General features: G+C 44.9%; 15 protein-coding genes and 1 tRNA gene. 7 read left to right on the top strand and 9 right to left on the bottom strand.

Features of this window, described 5'->3' with window-relative positions:
* The first annotated feature begins 17 nt into the window (after positions 1 to 17).
* Together pnuC and ACH19P_RS14615 are read left to right on the top strand one after the other, a co-directional pair.
* The gene (gene pnuC / locus ACH19P_RS14620) at positions 18 to 641 is read left to right on the top strand and encodes a nicotinamide riboside transporter PnuC (protein ID WP_462159253.1); all 624 of its coding nucleotides are present in this window, start codon (positions 18 to 20) and stop codon (positions 639 to 641) included.
* Positions 634 to 1,419, top strand: coding sequence for a phosphotransferase (locus tag ACH19P_RS14615; protein ID WP_462159252.1), 786 nt, complete (start codon positions 634 to 636; stop codon positions 1,417 to 1,419). The genes pnuC and ACH19P_RS14615 overlap by 8 nt, the downstream gene beginning before the upstream one ends.
* Here the strand turns inward: ACH19P_RS14615 and ACH19P_RS14610 are convergent.
* The 3 genes from ACH19P_RS14610 to ACH19P_RS14600 all read right to left on the bottom strand — a co-directional run bounded on the left by ACH19P_RS14610 (position 1,416) and on the right by ACH19P_RS14600 (position 5,829).
* On the bottom strand, positions 1,416 to 1,598 hold the full coding sequence (locus tag ACH19P_RS14610) for a helix-turn-helix domain-containing protein (protein WP_347391552.1): 183 nt from the start codon (positions 1,596 to 1,598) through the stop codon (positions 1,416 to 1,418). The two genes, ACH19P_RS14615 and ACH19P_RS14610, sit on opposite strands and share 4 nt — an antisense overlap.
* A gap of 120 nt (positions 1,599 to 1,718) precedes the next feature.
* Positions 1,719 to 3,251 carry a tetratricopeptide repeat-containing sulfotransferase family protein gene (locus ACH19P_RS14605; RefSeq protein ID WP_462159251.1) on the bottom strand — a complete coding sequence of 511 codons (1,533 nt, stop codon included), beginning with the start codon at positions 3,249 to 3,251 and terminating at the stop codon, positions 1,719 to 1,721.
* Positions 3,252 to 3,360: 109 nt separating this feature from the next.
* Positions 3,361 to 5,829: a TonB-dependent receptor gene (locus ACH19P_RS14600; RefSeq protein ID WP_462159250.1), complete on the bottom strand. Its 2,469-nt coding sequence runs from the start codon at positions 5,827 to 5,829 to the stop codon at positions 3,361 to 3,363.
* A 572-nt stretch (positions 5,830 to 6,401) separates the two neighbouring features.
* Between ACH19P_RS14600 and ACH19P_RS14595 the strand changes: the two genes are divergently transcribed.
* A tRNA-Arg gene (locus ACH19P_RS14595) sits at positions 6,402 to 6,476 on the top strand.
* A gap of 47 nt (positions 6,477 to 6,523) precedes the next feature.
* Here the strand turns inward: ACH19P_RS14595 and ACH19P_RS14590 are convergent.
* Together ACH19P_RS14590 and ACH19P_RS14585 are read right to left on the bottom strand one after the other, a co-directional pair.
* Positions 6,524 to 7,228 (bottom strand): hypothetical protein, encoded by a 705-nt coding sequence (locus tag ACH19P_RS14590; RefSeq protein WP_462159249.1) that lies wholly within the window; start codon positions 7,226 to 7,228, stop codon positions 6,524 to 6,526.
* 188 nt (positions 7,229 to 7,416) lie between these two features.
* The gene (locus ACH19P_RS14585; protein WP_462159248.1) at positions 7,417 to 8,385 is read right to left on the bottom strand and encodes a zinc transporter ZntB; all 969 of its coding nucleotides are present in this window, start codon (positions 8,383 to 8,385) and stop codon (positions 7,417 to 7,419) included.
* A gap of 180 nt (positions 8,386 to 8,565) precedes the next feature.
* Between ACH19P_RS14585 and ACH19P_RS14580 the strand changes: the two genes are divergently transcribed.
* From ACH19P_RS14580 to ACH19P_RS14570, 3 genes are read left to right on the top strand one after another with little or no spacing between them, the layout of a single operon-like run.
* A complete protein-coding gene (locus tag ACH19P_RS14580; RefSeq protein ID WP_462159247.1) occupies positions 8,566 to 9,000 on the top strand; it encodes an ATP-dependent zinc protease family protein in 435 nt (144 codons plus the stop codon).
* Positions 9,001 to 9,002: 2 nt separating this feature from the next.
* Complete coding sequence (gene rimK / locus ACH19P_RS14575) at positions 9,003 to 9,908, top strand: 30S ribosomal protein S6--L-glutamate ligase (protein ID WP_462159246.1); 906 nt, start codon at positions 9,003 to 9,005, stop codon at positions 9,906 to 9,908.
* Positions 9,868 to 10,953, top strand: coding sequence for a succinylglutamate desuccinylase/aspartoacylase family protein (locus ACH19P_RS14570; protein WP_462159245.1), 1,086 nt, complete (start codon positions 9,868 to 9,870; stop codon positions 10,951 to 10,953). Before rimK ends, ACH19P_RS14570 begins: the two co-directional genes overlap by 41 nt.
* A 37-nt stretch (positions 10,954 to 10,990) precedes the next feature.
* On the opposite strand, the gene ACH19P_RS14565 is transcribed toward ACH19P_RS14570, so the two are convergent.
* From ACH19P_RS14565 to ACH19P_RS14555, 3 genes are all read right to left on the bottom strand, one after another.
* A complete protein-coding gene (locus tag ACH19P_RS14565; RefSeq protein ID WP_462159244.1) occupies positions 10,991 to 11,545 on the bottom strand; it encodes a mechanosensitive ion channel domain-containing protein in 555 nt (184 codons plus the stop codon).
* Positions 11,546 to 11,618: 73 nt separating this feature from the next.
* The gene (locus ACH19P_RS14560) at positions 11,619 to 13,286 is read right to left on the bottom strand and encodes a POTRA domain-containing protein (RefSeq protein WP_462159243.1); all 1,668 of its coding nucleotides are present in this window, start codon (positions 13,284 to 13,286) and stop codon (positions 11,619 to 11,621) included.
* A gap of 52 nt (positions 13,287 to 13,338) precedes the next feature.
* Positions 13,339 to 13,629 (bottom strand): DUF3630 family protein, encoded by a 291-nt coding sequence (locus ACH19P_RS14555; RefSeq protein WP_462159242.1) that lies wholly within the window; start codon positions 13,627 to 13,629, stop codon positions 13,339 to 13,341.
* A 37-nt stretch (positions 13,630 to 13,666) separates the two neighbouring features.
* Here ACH19P_RS14555 and ACH19P_RS14550 point away from each other — a divergent pair, with 37 nt between their 5' ends.
* The gene (locus ACH19P_RS14550) at positions 13,667 to 13,963 is read left to right on the top strand and encodes a c-type cytochrome (protein WP_462159240.1); all 297 of its coding nucleotides are present in this window, start codon (positions 13,667 to 13,669) and stop codon (positions 13,961 to 13,963) included.
* On the opposite strand, the gene recQ is transcribed toward ACH19P_RS14550, so the two are convergent.
* On the bottom strand, positions 13,945 to 15,762 hold the full coding sequence (gene recQ / locus ACH19P_RS14545) for a DNA helicase RecQ (protein ID WP_462159239.1): 1,818 nt from the start codon (positions 15,760 to 15,762) through the stop codon (positions 13,945 to 13,947). The genes ACH19P_RS14550 and recQ overlap by 19 nt on opposite strands.
* Positions 15,763 to 15,809: the final 47 nt, after the last annotated feature.

Raw genomic sequence — 15,809 nt, 5'->3', positions numbered from 1 at the left:
AGCATAGAGAGTGGTTAATGGAAGCCCTTAATTCGGTATTATCCGGCTTTTCAGCTATGTCGATATGGGAATATCTGGCGGTTGCTTTGTCGATGGCCTATTTGCTATTGGCGATGAAGGAAAACCTCTGGTGCTGGCCTGCGGCATTTATTAGCACCTTCATCTACACCGTAATGTATTGGAATGGCGCGCTCCTAATGGAGTCCTTGTTGCATTTCTACTATATGGGTATGGCGGTGTATGGCTGGTGGGCATGGCGTTATGGGAAACAACGAGTTGAAGAGCAGGGTATTACCAGCTACACATTGAATACCCACGGGATTTTAATTTGTGTTACTGCGTTAGTATCAATAGCAATCGGGTATGTTATGGATAATTACACCCACGCAGACTTTGCTTACTTGGATAGTTTTACAACCTGCTTTGCGATAGTTACAACTTACTTAGTCGCCCAAAAAGTACTCGAGAATTGGCTGTATTGGGTGGTTATTGATGCTGCCTCAATCTATTTGTATGTAGAAAAAGGCTATTACCCAACAGTGGTGTTATTTGTGTTCTACACCATTATGGCAGTTGCAGGTTATGTGCGTTGGCGTCAACAGTATCAGCAAAAAATGCATGGAAGTGAGGCATATGCCTGAGTCGGTAGGTCGTATTAGGGAGATAGTGCATGCATTCGACCCTGATATTCAGATTGAACAAATCACCTTCTTGCCACAGGGTGTGAGCAACGAAAACTACCGTGTTGATACGCCAGATAACACTTGGTTAGTGAAGTTATACGCCAAGCCTCTGCCGAGCAATGCCATTGCCGCTCAGCGCACTTTGGCAGCATTAGGGGTATGCCCCGAACCTGTGCATGTTGATGGAGCTCACCGCTGCGCTATTTTTGCTTACTTGCCAGGTTCTATTCCAACTGAGTTCGACCACCGACAAGCGGTGCAAAAACTCGCACAAATACACACTTTTACGCGCTCGGGGAGTCGACTTGATTTGCATGCAGAACTAGCGAGTTATGAAAAAGACGTGTTTTATCGTCCCTATGCTGAGCAACTACAACGCGTTGTGGCACACACTCAAGCACAATCGCAAGATTGGTGTTTTTGCCACAATGATTTAATCAAAGAAAATATCATTGCTTATCGCGGGCAGTGGTGCTGTATTGATTTTGAGTATGCCCAAGTGGGCGATCGTTATTTTGATTTGGCTATGCTGACATTGAGTTTTAAGTTAAATGATCAACAGCAGCAATTGCTGTTTGAACATTACTTTAAAGAAATGGAGTTAGCGGGAGATTGGCATAAGTTTATTGCCATGCAAAAGCTGGTGGCGGCATTGAATTACTTTTGGTATCAGCGCCAAGGCGTTCACCAACGTGTTGATGATGCCAAGGCCCAATTAGATGCGCTATTAGGCTAAATGCCACCCAAGCGCTGGGCGAGTTCTTTGTATTTTTCGACATCACCTTTTTCAAACATAGGATCGCCGTTGTCGTCTTTGCTACGCGCAATCAATAAGTGCTCTCTCGCTAGGCGCTTTACGCGCTCAACTTTTACGTCCAAATAGTCAGCAACTTGTTCAGAGGTCATTAGATCCATTGAGGGGCTCCACTCAGAGTTAAGAATTTAATTAAAGCCCATCATAGCCAGATTGTCACAAATAATACAAAAGAATGTTTTTACAATTATCTGTTTTCAATAGAGTTACAGCGGATTTGACTATCCATTAGGTGTAATAATAGCATGATATTTTTGCTCGTAATGGCGCCAAAATCCTATCGAACGACTATTTAATGGTTGGCGAATTTGTAATTTACTAGCGGTGGCACAAGCACTTGCTGCAGTGTAAAAAGACAAGCAATCATCAGCATAAGGTAAATCGCAAAACGCATACACACGTCGCATCGTTTGCTCTCCCTCTGTGACCAGCTGTTCATAAGACTGCAGGGTCACATTGATGGGATATTTCGCCGCAAAGTGCTCAGCGAGGTCGAGATAGTCATCATAAAAAGCAGCGATATGCTCGAGCTTAAATCCATAGTGATGGAATGGGCTTTGTGCTTGATAGAGTTGGCGCATGTTGGCAATGCAGCAATCTTCTTTCTCGCGCACCATTAAAATTATTTTGGCCTTGGGAAACGCGCTGACAATAAAGTCGATATAGTAAAAATTGAATGGCTGCTTGTCACAACCTCTTGGCTCGCTCAATTTTAGAGTTTGATAACGCGCTTGATAACCCTCACTTAGCGTTGTAGCAGGCGCCAATGAAGCACCTTTGATAATCTCAGGAGTGAGCACCGCCGAGGTCTGTACTTCGCTGATATGTTTGACGTTCTGAGCGATGTCATTGAGCTCACCAAGAGATACTAACTCCTTACTTTGGCAGAGCATTTTATCCATCAACGTGGTGCCGGAGCGCGGCATGCCTGCGATAAAAACAGGGTTTGCCTCGTTATTACTTGGCACTATAGGCGGCAGAGCTTTTACCTGTTGGCAAAAGTCTCGATGCATTTGAGGGTTAAACTGAATGTGCTGTTCAACAGCGTGTTTACTTTTGCTAAAGGCATCAAAGGCGTCGTCGAAGCGTGATAGTTTCTCTAGCTCTAATGCCTGTGCATGATACAGATGTTGCCTTGCGATTGGCTGCTTTTCAGTTGCGAGTAAATTGCTCAGTTGCTGGCAGTGCGCACTGGCTTGCTCCACATTTGCATGCTCTGCATAGATAAAATGGGCGCGATGATGTTGAGGCGCAACTTCAATAGCGTGTTGCAATAACGACATAGCTTGCTGAGGCTTTGCCATAATCGCGTAACTAATCGCCGCATTAACATTAATGTCAGCATTATCAGGTGCTTGTGACACTGCTCGGAGATGATATTGATGTGCTTTTTCATAATGACCTAAGCGCGCATAGAGATTTGCCACGGTGTCGAGCTGTGTGGCATTTGAGAGCGGCATACATTCTAAGTCATCAAGTAGGTGCGCGCAGTCGGCGACACTGCCTATGAGGTATAAATACTTCGCTTTTGCTAACAAGTATTCACTGTTGTACTGCTCGTTTAGTGCTTTATCTACCAGTTTGAGTGCTTTGCTTAAGTCGCCTACCTGCGCATTTACTTGTGCTAACAAATACCAGGCTTGATGGTGAGCTGGGTTTTTCTGTAACTCAGTGACAAGCAGTGCATGGGCTTGCTGAACCTGATTGTTAGTCAGTAGTTGAGTGATGTGCTGTGCAAGTGTCGAAGCGCTCATAGAATTGCGGTTTGTGCTCTGTGAATGATTCAATCATATCGGTTTTTAAGCCTAATTGCAGGCGACAAAAAGGGCAGCGAGTGCTGCCCTTTATCGGTTTGAACTGGGATTAGAGTTCAAAATTATAGGTAAATTTCACACCCACAGTACGTGGTGTGGTAATGAAGTGACCATATACTCGTTGGAGTTCTGGCAGCGCACGGTTTTGGTCATCAAAGCGGGCATTGCCAGCCCAAGATTGATCGCGACGTGTTGAAGTAAACGCGTACTTATCGAATAAGTTGTTTACGTACACGGTTGCAGACCACATATCACCAGAGACTTTTGCTGATAGGTTGCTAAGCGCATAACCTGGCAATACTTCACCGTCAGCCTTTAAGCCTACTTTGGTGTATACATCGCTCTGTGCTGTTATACCGTAGTTTACATTCAGGTATTTATCACCAAAGATTTCACTTTCGTAGCCAATACCCATTGATGCTTGATGTTCAGGTGAACCAGGAAGACGGTCGCCATCAGCGCCGCTGTAGTAAGGTTGCATTTGTGCAATTTCTTCAGGGCTATAGCCGTCATCTTCTGTGAATACATCAAACAGTGCCGGCGCATCTTCTGTGAGCTCTGCCTTTGCATACGAGTAAGTCGCGTACATTGTCCAGTTGTCGCCCAAAATTGCACGCGTTGACAGCTCAATACCTTGAGAGCGTGCAGAGCCTGCATTCGAGGTAATGATTTCTTGGCCATTCACCGTCGTAGATTGAATCTGTGCATCATCCCAATCTACGCTAAATAACGCCGCATTGAGGTGTAACTTATTACCAAACCAGGTTGATTTAATACCCAACTCATAGTTGGTTGTTGTATCTGGGGTGTAAGCGAGCTCGTTCGGTAACGCACACACAATTTGTTGGTCAGGCAATACCTCTGGGCATGACTCTAAACCGTTACTGCCACCGATACGGAAACCTTCACTGATGGTGAAGTAGCTCACCATTCCATTGTCGAAGGTATAATTTGCATTCAACTTAAACAGACTGCCGTCGTCTTCAGCTGAGGTACTCTCTAGCGCAACATCGTTTCGTGAAGAGTAGAGTATGTCGTCATAAACATCGTATAGCGGTGTTGCTGAACCTGATAACGAGTCGATTTCATATTCATAAAAACGTGCGCCCACAGTGACATTAAACTGATCGGTAAAGGCGTATCCCACTTCACCAAATAACGCCATTTCTGTCGTTTCAGACTCTGCGATTGCGATGTACTCAAGGTCTGGCTCAATATTTGGGATATCGCTGCCGTAATCAAAGTTATCAAAACCTGGCGCGTACTCACGGTCGTCTGATTTGCTATCAAACTTATTGTAGTAACCACCTACAATCCAGTTCCATGGGCCGTCATGGCTAGATACTAAACGCAGTTCTTGAGTGAAGCTGTCTTGGTCGCTGGTGTCTTTGGTAAAACCAACGAATGAAGGGAAGCTCGCGTAGCCACTCCAAATATCATACAGCAAATCGGTTTGGTCACGTTGACCTTCTTGCTCGTAGTTAGACCAACCTGATGCCGAAACCAATTCTGCAAAACCGAGGTCTGCTTTTAGCTCAAGGCTCAGTAGTTCATCAACTTGCTCGTTAGGCTCTTCTACGCGATAGGCTGAGTCGTATTTACCAACTAAGCCATGGATTGGGTTTTCTTCACTGATACTGCCGTATTGAGTGATAGAGTTACCGCCGTGCTCTTGCTTTTGGTAGAAGTAGTTAAGCGTACCTTCGAAAGTGTCGCTTGGAGCCCAACGCAGTGATAAACGCGCAGTGGTGATATCTTCATCGTTGGCGTCTTTCACTTGTTTCAAATTAGCCGCAACGTCATCTGCATTCGACCAATCAGGGTCTGGTAACGATACACCTGGCTCACGCACAACAAAGTTGTAATCCATGTAGCCAGGGTTGTGGTAGTAGTTCACACTTGTACGCAGTGCTAATACATCTTCAATAAGCGGGGTGTTAAATACAAAACCGGCTTCACCACCCATGCTGTCACTTTCGGACAGTGAGAATAGGTCGCCAGTGATTTGTCCTTCGGTGATGTCTAGCTCAGGAGCATTAAGCATATAGCGAATTGCGCCACCGAGTGTACCTGCTCCGTACAGTGTGCCTTGTGGACCAATCAACACCTCAACACGCTCAACGTCTGTAAGACGTAGATTGATGTTTAGCGGAATTTCACCGAGATAGGTTGCAACAGTACCACTGTCTGATGCGCGCTCAGATGAGTTGGTGTTAAGACCACGTACAATAATTGGTGAACCTTCACGACCACCTTGATCTGTAATGGTTAAACCGGGTACCCAACGAGCAACATCTTCAAGCTGTGCAATGTTTTGGTCCTTCATCACGTCAGAGTCCATCGCTGTGATGTTAAGCGGTGCCTCTTGTGCCGAACCCCTGCGGCGAGTCGCAGTAATCTGAATGACCTCGAGAGATTTTTCTTTTTTAACCTCTGGCGCCGCTTCTTCTGCAGCGGCGTAATTGAACAAGCTACTAGCAACAGCTGCTGCCAGTAATGTTGGCTTGAATTTATGCATGTTTAGATGACCCTGTATTCAGTTGTAGCAAAGTTGTGTTTTATTAAAGAATCACGTTAATAAACTATTTACAACCCCCCTAATTTGGGCGGAGAAATTTATATGCATCTTCGTTGCTTTTCTATGCTGTTTTTGCGAAAAAAGAGTGAATTTTCGTGCAAAAAAAGATAGGTGAAATTTATTAAAGCATTCTTTTCATCTATTTCGTTTACCCATATTGGTGATTTTCGTTTAGAAAAATGAAATAGAAGATTTGTTTTTATGAGTGAATAAATATTTCACAAAACACTATTAAGTGAATTTTGATGCAATTATATAGAATTTAAATTCATTATCTATAGGTGCGTGGTTAATTTTGTGTAGTGTTTTTGTGTTTCTATGGTTAATTCTATTGCTTGTTCGAATTTTGTGCATAAATTTTGTGGCTTTTGTCTGATTTGTAGGATGACAAACCGTTCAAGTAGGAGTAGGGAGTTGGCTACTGTTGAAATAATCGCCATACAATCGGGTGGGGCTAGTATTTAGCATGTGATGTTATTACTATACAGTCTGTCTGCACGCAGACATCAGTTGCTCTCGTGGTGAAATGGATATCACGTGGCCCTCCGGAGGCTAAGTTGCAGGTTCGATCCCTGCCGAGAGCGCCATTGGCGCATTCCTTTAAACCTTCTCTATTACCGCGTTGAGCTCGCCCTTAATCCACAAGATACTGCTTTAATAAAGGGTAAATTGAACATTGTTCGTTAACGAATATGCCGATTGGTGTTGAGACGAGAGGTGTTTTTGAATAATTAACGACGAGTTTAGATTCCTTTTCTTCGTTGAATTGGGCAAGGCTATACTTATCGCCCATCGCAAAGTTGACGCGTTCTTTTTGTAGTAACTCCATTCCCTGAAATACTGATTCCACAAATACTAAATCCAACCCTCGTTGTGTAAGTTTATCGTGGAGCTCACCTTCTTTTGCAGGCCTAAGTACTGCCACAGACTGCCCATCAAGATTTGTGTCATCATCAAAGTCAAAGGGTGGATGGGCAGTTAAATTGAGAATACTCACATCTATCGTTTCTCCAAGGGCAAAGAAAGAGTTGCTTGTTGGCCCTTGTCTTGGGGGATAGAAGCTGGCACACCAATTACCTTCTGAGACGTACTTTTGTGCGCGTGCTGGAGGCACAATATAAGGGGTTATGTGCATCGGTGAGTTGGCAAGAGCGGTGTCGAGTAGCTCAAAAGCAACGCCATGAGAGGGGTGTTGTAAAGTGGTAAACGGGGGGTATTCTACGGCAAGTACTTCAATGTTGATGCCTTGACGATGAGTGTTCTCGTTCGCTTGGAGTGAAGTGCACGCCAATACACTTATAAGTACGCATATCCCCTGTTTGTAGCTGGAAGCATTCATCAACGTTGCCTGCATAATCCCACATTACGGTTTTGTTTTTCGGTCTCTTAATAGACAGCCTAGTTGCAACAGGGCTGTCTATGAATCTAAGTTTAGGAGACATTTTTTAGCAGAACAAAGTGGGGGCTGGGTGCAGGGCTAATCGTAGGTCTGAGTGCCCCCCATTCTGTTCGATTTTTATGGTGCTGTTACAACCATTTTTTCATTTTGAAAAATACCCCGATCACGCCTGTTAACACCAACAGGGAAATCACAAATGAGGTAAATGCAGTGTCTGATTCAGTGCCAGGGATGCCGCCTATGTTGACGCCAAGTAGCCCCGTTAAAAAGCCAAGTGGTAAAAACAAGGCTGCGACAATCGACATCACATACATGCGTTTATTAAGTTGGTCTGACACTAAACTCGCCACTTCTTGTTGAATGATTTGTGCTCGCTCGATATTCAAATCCAACTCTTCAAGGTAGCGAACTAAGTGGTTCACAGTTTCATGCACGCGCGAGCTGTCTTCATCTTTTAACCATGAAGGCTGTTCGCTAATCAGGGTGCGTAGCGCATCTTTTTGTGGGCGAATGTAACGCTTTAGGCCGATGGTTTGGCGACGAACTTGCGATAATGCGTTGTGGTCATGTCGTCTGGCATGAGCATCAACATCTTCTTCAAATTGATCCAGTTGATCCTCAAGGTTGTCCAGCACATCTTGCATACGTGACGTTAAATTCTCAGTCAATTGGCACATTAATGACGATGCATCTTTGGGGCCTTTACCGTGTCGCAAAGATTCAGCTAGTGCGCTGACAGAGAGCAATTTACGATGGCGGGTAGAAACAATGAGATGTTCTTGAACGCACAAGCGAATCGATACCATGTCATCAGGCGTTTGTTCTGGGTTAAGATTCACTCCGCGCAAAAACATCAAGGTGCAGTCGCCATCAGCTACCACGCGTGGGCGGGTTTCATCCGCAGTAAGTGATTGAAATGCGAAGTCACTGATTGCAACACTTTTTAAATAGGCTTGGGTATCCTCCAATTGATAATCGAGATGTAACCACAATAGGCCATCTTCTTTTTTCCATGCCTGAATTTGTTCAGGGCTGTTTAACTCTTTTGTTACTCCGCCTTGGCCGTTTAAAACCAAAGCATGGATTAATGCACTCATTGCTGTAATCACTTTTTATTGTCACTAATTTCTTCTATCCTTGACTACAAGTTCGTGAAGATCAATCAATTATGTTAATCGACGCGAGAAATTTAATTCACTTCTCTTTAGGGTGAATTACCGTATAAAGCGGATTTTTAATAATCAGCTCCACTTAGGAGCACTGATCCGGTAGCCGTTATGGACAAGAAAATACTAGTAGGTTGGCGTGAGTGGCTCGCGTTGCCTGATTTAGGCATTGAGCAAATCAAGGCGAAAGTAGATACAGGTGCTAGAACGTCATGTATTCACGCATTTAAGGTAGAACCTTATATGCAAGAAGGCGAAAAGTGGGTAAGATTTTGGGTACACCCAAATCAGGATGATGTTGAAACCGAGATCCAGTGCACTGCAAAAGTAAAAGATGAGCGTACAGTGACAGATTCAGGTGGTCACAGTGAGATGCGCTACGTTATTGAGACAACCTTGACTATCCATGGTCAACAGTGGCCCATCGAAGCAACACTGACTAATCGAGATACCATGAAATTTAGGATGTTGCTCGGTCGCACAGCAATGGCTGGGCGTATTATCGTAGACCCTGAACTCTCACACCAAACAAAGTTAAAAGGATAACTATGAAAATTGGTATTTTATCGCGTAACCGAAATTTATATTCGACACGCCGCCTAATTGAAGCCGCCGAGCAACGCGGCCATGAAGTTCAGGTGTTAGATGCGTTACGCTGTTACATGAATATTAATTCTGAGGAGCCAGAGATCCACTTTAAGGGTGAGAAGCTCGAAGAATTTAACGCCATCATTCCGCGCATTGGCGCCTCTGTTACTTTTTATGGGTGTTCGGTACTGCGTCAGTTTGAGATGATGGGTGTATACCCAGTTAATGAATCTGTAGCTATCACACGTTCACGCGATAAATTACGTTCATTACAGCTGCTTTCTCGCAAAGGCGTGGGCATGCCAGTAACAGGTTTTGCATCTAAGCCGGATGACGTTAAAGACTTACTGGAAATGGTAGGTGGTGCGCCGGTAGTTATTAAACTACTCGAAGGCACACAAGGCATAGGTGTGGTACTTGCAGAAACGCGCAAAGCGGCAGAGAGTGTTATCGAAGCATTTATGGGCTTGAAGGCCAACATCATGGTGCAAGAATACATCAAGGAAGCGGGCGGGGCGGATATTCGTTGCTTCGTAATTGGCGACAAGGTAATTGCAGCGATGAAACGCCAAGCTCAGGAAGGTGAGTTCCGTTCAAACCTTCACCGTGGTGGCAGTGCGAGCCTTGTTCGTATTACTCCAGAAGAGCGCAAAACAGCTGTGGCGGCAGCCAAAGCAATGGGTCTCAATGTAGCGGGTGTAGATTTACTTCGCTCAGAGCGTGGACCTTTAGTTATGGAAGTAAACTCTTCGCCAGGCTTAGAAGGGATTGAAGTGGCAACGGGCAAAGATATTGCCAGTATGATTATTCAGTTTATTGAGAAGAATGCTAAAGCCAAAAGGACACGCACCCGTGGCAAGGGCTAAGAAAACGAATACCTTTACAATACTCTCGGAGCAGGTGGCTCCGGGAGAAAGACGTACATTTGAATTAGAAGCGGCTAAGCTTTATACCCATTCGCCACTGACAATTAATATGGAGGTGGTAAATGGTATCGAACCCGGACCGACCCTTCTGGTGTGCGCAGCAATTCATGGGGATGAACTAAACGGCGTTGAAATCATACGCCAAACTCTCGCGAAGGTTGATCCTAATAAAATGCGTGGCACCTTAATTGCTGTGCCGGTAGTGAATGTGTTTGGTTTTATTCATAAATCACGCTACCTACCTGATAGACGAGATTTGAATCGTAGTTTTCCTGGCTCAATGCGAGGTTCTGTCGCTGGACGTATGGCGCACACTTTCTTTAATGAAGTTGCTGTGTTGTGTAGCCACATTATTGATTTACACACGGGGGCAATTCACCGCACTAATTTACCGCAAATTCGCGCTGACCTCAGTAGCGATGAAACGGCCAAAATGGCCAATGCCTTTGGCACACCAGCGGTGATCAATGCCTCATTACGCAATGGTTCATTACGTTCTGAAGCGGCTGCGCATGGTATTCCCGTAATCACCTATGAAGCGGGTGAAGCGCTACGTTTTGACCCAATCGCCATTGCTGCAGGTGTGCAAGGGGTCGAGAACGTGATGCGTAAGTTGCGTATGATGCGTGGTAAGCGAGTGCGTAAACAGCCGGAGCCGGTTATAGCATCGGCAACGAGTTGGATTCGTGCTGATATAGATGGCATTATCCGTGCACAAGTGTCTTTGGGTGAGCGTGTCAGTAAAGGGCAGGTATTGGCTTACATCAATAGCCCTTTAGGTGATACAGAGTGCAGTATTCTTGCACCGCGCAGCGGCATCGTAATTGGTCAGCAAACATTGCCTTTGGTTAATGAAGGGGATGCCGTATTCCACCTTGCGTATTTTGCGCATGCGAACTCGATAGTGGAACAACAACTCGGAAACTTTATCGAAGAGATCAGTGATATTGAAGATGAAGTTAAAACGGCTGAGCTCAACAACTAGCCGTAATCTTACATAAAAAAATAAGCGCATTAAGCGCTTATTTTTTTGGGCCGATAATTTTTCGTATCGGTTTCGCCTTCATTGGTGGTTTGTTCAAAACCATTACTGGGCGAGTCACGAACAAGTTGTTCGGGTAGAGTACTTTGTGACCATCTACGTGTTCCAGTACCACATTCATGAAGCCCATCTCAACGATACGCCCTTCGACAAAATTCGCACCGTCAATAACCTTGACCCAATAGCCCACACGGCAGTCGTTTTGCACAAACATCAGTAAAAATGAAGTTAAGTTGGAAAGCAGTGACCAACCCGCGAATAACGCCACGCCAAGCATAGCAAATAGACTCGAACCGATGACCAAAAGGCCACGTAATTCAATGCCCCAAAATACCAATAATAAGCACAATAGAACGAATGCGAGTAAGACTTTTAGAAGAAACTGAGCACGTTGTTTTCGGTGTGGATCAACACGACCTCGAACCGTTTTATTAAAAATTTTAATTTGTAAACGCACTAACAGCGGAAACAAAAGGATGACTGTGAGCGTAACCACCCATTTATAATTTTGTGTAACTAAATCCAGTAGTGACACCGATATTCCTGTATCAAAATAAGTTGTAATAGAAGTTGCTATATACCATGTAAAAAGCGCTCAACCAACTAGTTCAGAACGATTTTTTAACGGTTACTAGCCATTGTAATGGGTCAACGTCATAAGGACGATTTAACGGTCGGGCGACATCAATGTGAATTACAGTCCCTGCATTTGCACGGCTTGGAGCTAAACGCAAGCCAATCCCCACATTATGGCTAAAGTGACTGGTATTATTGTTGTGTTGCCACGCCTGACCGGCATCATAAAATGCGGCGCCACCCACCCTAAAAAGTTGCCACAAGTTATATTCCCAATAGTAACGCTTCTCAACGCTAAATAATCCTAAGCGGTCACCTTGTTGATAGTGATGAGGGTAGCCACGTAAACCTGTTTCGCCGCCCAAAGTAAGTTGCTGATCTGCCGTTAATCCCTCCGCGGCATCAAATTGCATTTTGACATACCAAGATTGCGCATCATCACTATTATAGAAATATTCGCCATGACTGCGAAAAAACAGGTTTTCTGCCTTCATACCATCTTCTATCAGCGTGCCTTGAATACCCACCGACCAACGCCATAAACTTTGCTGACTGATGTAATGACTGCGGTTAACATTGAGTTTGAGTACATAGCGGCTTTCATCGTCACTCAGAGATTCTGGTGAGTAGCCAAATAAGGTGTTTATTTGCCAGCCGAGGTTAAGGTCTTCTGTGCGGGTTATGGAATCTATATTGTGTACTTTGACATATTCATCCTGAAGCCAATTGACGCTGACATAAGGGTACGAGAGAGTGCGATTTTCTGCCAATGGCAAAAAAGTATCATAACGTTCGTAGAAACGCTCTTTGTGATAGCGATAACCAAATAAAATACGTTGAGTCCAATTGTTAGCCGGCGAACTCGCCATGCCATAGTAAATATCGCCTGTTGAGGTGTGCTGAGAAAACTCGCTGATCTCTTCACCATTGGCGTATAGCTTCTCACTGCGACGGTTACTGCCATTGGCTATTCCGTAACTGTGTGGAGTGGCCAGAGAGTAAAATGGATAACGTAGGGACACCCAATGGCGTTTACCATCATCGTTATCAGCATATTCAATGCGGCTTTGATAACGACTACCAAAAACATTAGGATCGGCGTAGATGAGCTCGTAGCCGCTGCGTTCACCGTCATTGGTGCGGGCGATGGAGATACGTTTACCCCAACCAAGAAAATTACTGTCTCTAAAGCCGATGGTGGAGCGGTTTTCGCCGCCACTGCGACTAAAACTCACCTCGGGTAATAAGGTCCAAAGTTCTTTTGTTTCAACCGTAACGTCAACACTGCCATCACAGTACTTTTGCGCGTAGATGCGCACATCGTACAAATATTCTTCATTACGTAGGATGCGCTCAGATTCCCTTAAGAGCTCGGGTGAATAGGTATCGCCCTCTTTGAATAGAAGAATATTTTCGAGCACACTTGTTTGCGTGGTGATGTGGATGTCATTTGCAAGGCGGAACAACCAGTTATTCTCTTCTGGCTTTTCAGTATCAAAAATGTTGTTTTTAACGAAGTGAATAGAGCGCACAACACTATGACTGTCGGCTTCAGGTAAGGGGAGTGTATCGGCGAGTTGGCGTGATAAAAGAGATTGGTTTGTAAGATTGACAGGCTCATTTATGCAACCGCTACCCGTCGCGTTAGCTTGCCCCCATGCAGCCGTTAAAATGCCTACAATTACAACCAATTGCTTCATTCAACTCACTATTTAAATTAGCTTTGTTTCTTAAAGTCTACTGTACTATGAGTTAACTTGCGCTTAAATAGTGTGTTAATTTTTCAAGAAGGTTTTGCGACTCCACGCCAGTCGGGGCTATCCAAATGTTATCGCCATAATGCTCAAAGTGCAGCTCAAATGGGCACTGCTCGTAAGTGAAGCGGAGTAGATGACGATCCGCACCTTGCTCAAACTCGCCGATAGTCACTTCATCTTTGTGCAAAAAAATGTGACCCCAAAAATCAAATTCATCGGCATCAGGGACAATATCTGGGCTGATGATGATCACTTGGAATTCTCGGTCTAGACTTAGTGTAGTCACATTAATTCTCTCTATGTATATGAAATATAGTTACTTCATGGTTTTGATATTGGCATTACCTTGTGCCGCAGCAGAGCAGTTAGTGAAACGCTGCCAAGGGTGTCATGGGCTTGATGGTATTGCCAGTGCGGCAAAAACACCGAACTTAAAAGGGCAACACCGCGCCTATTTATTGCAACAGTTGCAGGACTACAAAACGCGCAAACGCCGTCATGCCATTATGTCAGCGATTGCTTCTTCGCTTACTGAGCAACAAATCGAACAGCTTGCCGATTATTATGGCGAGCCTCATGAGCAGGAATTAGAAGCTACCGACTATTCCGCAGATAAATAGTTACGAATGAGTGTCATAAAGGCACCACCGTATTTACTGAGTTTTGTGAATCCAACACCTGAGACTTTTAAGAACTCAGTGTCGTTGGTAGGCATCAATTGTGCCATTTCAGCCAAGGTTTTGTCATTGAACACCACGTAGGGTGGCACATCATCTTCGTCTGCTAATTGCTTGCGCAGTGCCCGCAGTTTTGCAAACAGCTTTTTGTCATAATTAAATTGCGCCAGCTTGTCTTGGTATACATGTTTTGCTTGTAAGCGTGGCTCGGCTAACTGCAATTGGTATTCACCTTTTAACACTGGGCGCGCCGCTTCAGTGAGACGCAGTACTGAACCAAGTGTAATATCTTGATGCAATAACCCTTGGTGCACCAGTTGGCGCAGAATACTCAACCAAAATTCACTGCTGTGCTCCTTGCCGATGCCGTAGGTACTCAAATTGTGATGGTCCATATCACGAATACGTTGGGTATTGGCGCCTCGTAGTACTTCCACTATATAACCCAAGCCAAAACGCTGGCCTGCACGATAGACACAAGACAGCGCTTGCTGAGCCACGGTAGTACCATCGAATTGTTGCGGTGGATTCAAACAGATATCGCAGTTGCCACAGGCTTCACGCTGGTATTCGCTAAAGTAATTGAGCAGAATTTGGCGGCGGCAAGTTTGTGCTTGGGCAAAGTTAGCCATGGCATTAAAACGTTGCTCTTCGACAAGTCGCCGTTGTTCGTCTTCAATATCTTCAAAAAAGCGTCGTACTCGGGGCACATCTGCGGGATCAAAATACATGATGGCTTCTGCCGCTAAGCCATCTCGGCCTGCACGACCCGTTTCTTGGTAATATGACTCGATATTTTTGGGAATGTCGTAGTGCACAACAAATCGTACATTGAGCTTATTAATGCCCATACCGAAAGCAACCGTCGCCACAACAATTTGGATGTCATCTTTAGCAAATGCATTGTGCACAAAATGCCGTGACTCATTGCTCATCCCTGCATGATAGCCAGCAACGTTGAAACCTGACTCACTCAGCTTTTGCGCGAGATCATCCACTCGCTTGCGACTGGTGCAGTAAATAATCCCGCTTTGACCACTTTGACCACGCAAGTAACGCAGTAACTGAGCGAACGGCTTGAATTTTTCCTCTAATGTATAGCGGATATTTGGTCTATCGAAGCTGCCAATATGCACGTAGGGAGAGCGCAAACCTAGTTGATTAACGATATCGACGCGAGTAGCGCTGTCAGCGGTTGCCGTGAGAGCCATCATAGGTACGTGAGCAAAGCGCTGCTTTAGTTCACTTAAGCGAAAGTAATGGGGACGGAAGTCATGACCCCAATGCGAAACGCAGTGCGCTTCATCCACGGCAATAAGACTAAGTTGAATATAGGTTAGGCGCTCTAAAAACTCATATTGCAGTGCTTTTTCTGGTGCTACATACAAAAGCTTGAGCGCGCCATCATGGAGCTGTTGATAAACCAGTTGCTGCTCTTCGCGTGATAGAGAGTTATTGATATACGCTGCTTTGACGCCTTGGGTATTAAGCTGTGCTACTTGGTCTTGCATCAAGGAAATGAGTGGGGAAATTACCAAGGTAACGCCACTGAATATCATTGCAGGCACTTGATAACAAAGTGATTTACCGCCACCTGTTGGCATCAAAACGAGCGCATCTTGGGCTCCCAGCACGGCATTTATAACCTGCTGTTGTCCCTCTCTGAATTGGCTATATCCAAAGACATCCTCAAGGATCTGCTCTGGTGTTTGCTCGTTAAATAATGCGGATACACTGCTCATGGCGGGCTATTTTAGAGGCTTTTAATATCCTTGTCTGCCCCTGAAAG

The sequence above is a fragment of the Pseudoalteromonas sp. GB56 genome (genome assembly GCF_054923835.1).
This window is presented reverse-complemented; position numbering and strand designations above follow the sequence as displayed.

Bases quoted from the DNA above. Each gene is read 5' to 3' on its own strand.
- pnuC (WP_462159253.1), top strand. From the start codon at position 18: ATGGAAGCCCTTAATTCGGTATTATCCGGCTTTTCAGCTATGTCGATA.
- ACH19P_RS14615 (WP_462159252.1), top strand. From the start codon at position 634: ATGCCTGAGTCGGTAGGTCGTATTAGGGAGATAGTGCATGCATTCGAC.
- ACH19P_RS14610 (WP_347391552.1), bottom strand. From the start codon at position 1,598: ATGGATCTAATGACCTCTGAACAAGTTGCTGACTATTTGGACGTAAAA.
- ACH19P_RS14605 (WP_462159251.1), bottom strand. From the start codon at position 3,251: ATGAGCGCTTCGACACTTGCACAGCACATCACTCAACTACTGACTAAC.
- ACH19P_RS14600 (WP_462159250.1), bottom strand. From the start codon at position 5,829: ATGCATAAATTCAAGCCAACATTACTGGCAGCAGCTGTTGCTAGTAGC.
- ACH19P_RS14590 (WP_462159249.1), bottom strand. From the start codon at position 7,228: ATGAATGCTTCCAGCTACAAACAGGGGATATGCGTACTTATAAGTGTA.
- ACH19P_RS14585 (WP_462159248.1), bottom strand. From the start codon at position 8,385: ATGAGTGCATTAATCCATGCTTTGGTTTTAAACGGCCAAGGCGGAGTA.
- ACH19P_RS14580 (WP_462159247.1), top strand. From the start codon at position 8,566: ATGGACAAGAAAATACTAGTAGGTTGGCGTGAGTGGCTCGCGTTGCCT.
- rimK (WP_462159246.1), top strand. From the start codon at position 9,003: ATGAAAATTGGTATTTTATCGCGTAACCGAAATTTATATTCGACACGC.
- ACH19P_RS14570 (WP_462159245.1), top strand. From the start codon at position 9,868: ATGCTAAAGCCAAAAGGACACGCACCCGTGGCAAGGGCTAAGAAAACG.
- ACH19P_RS14560 (WP_462159243.1), bottom strand. From the start codon at position 13,286: ATGAAGCAATTGGTTGTAATTGTAGGCATTTTAACGGCTGCATGGGGG.
- ACH19P_RS14550 (WP_462159240.1), top strand. From the start codon at position 13,667: ATGGTTTTGATATTGGCATTACCTTGTGCCGCAGCAGAGCAGTTAGTG.
- recQ (WP_462159239.1), bottom strand. From the start codon at position 15,762: ATGAGCAGTGTATCCGCATTATTTAACGAGCAAACACCAGAGCAGATC.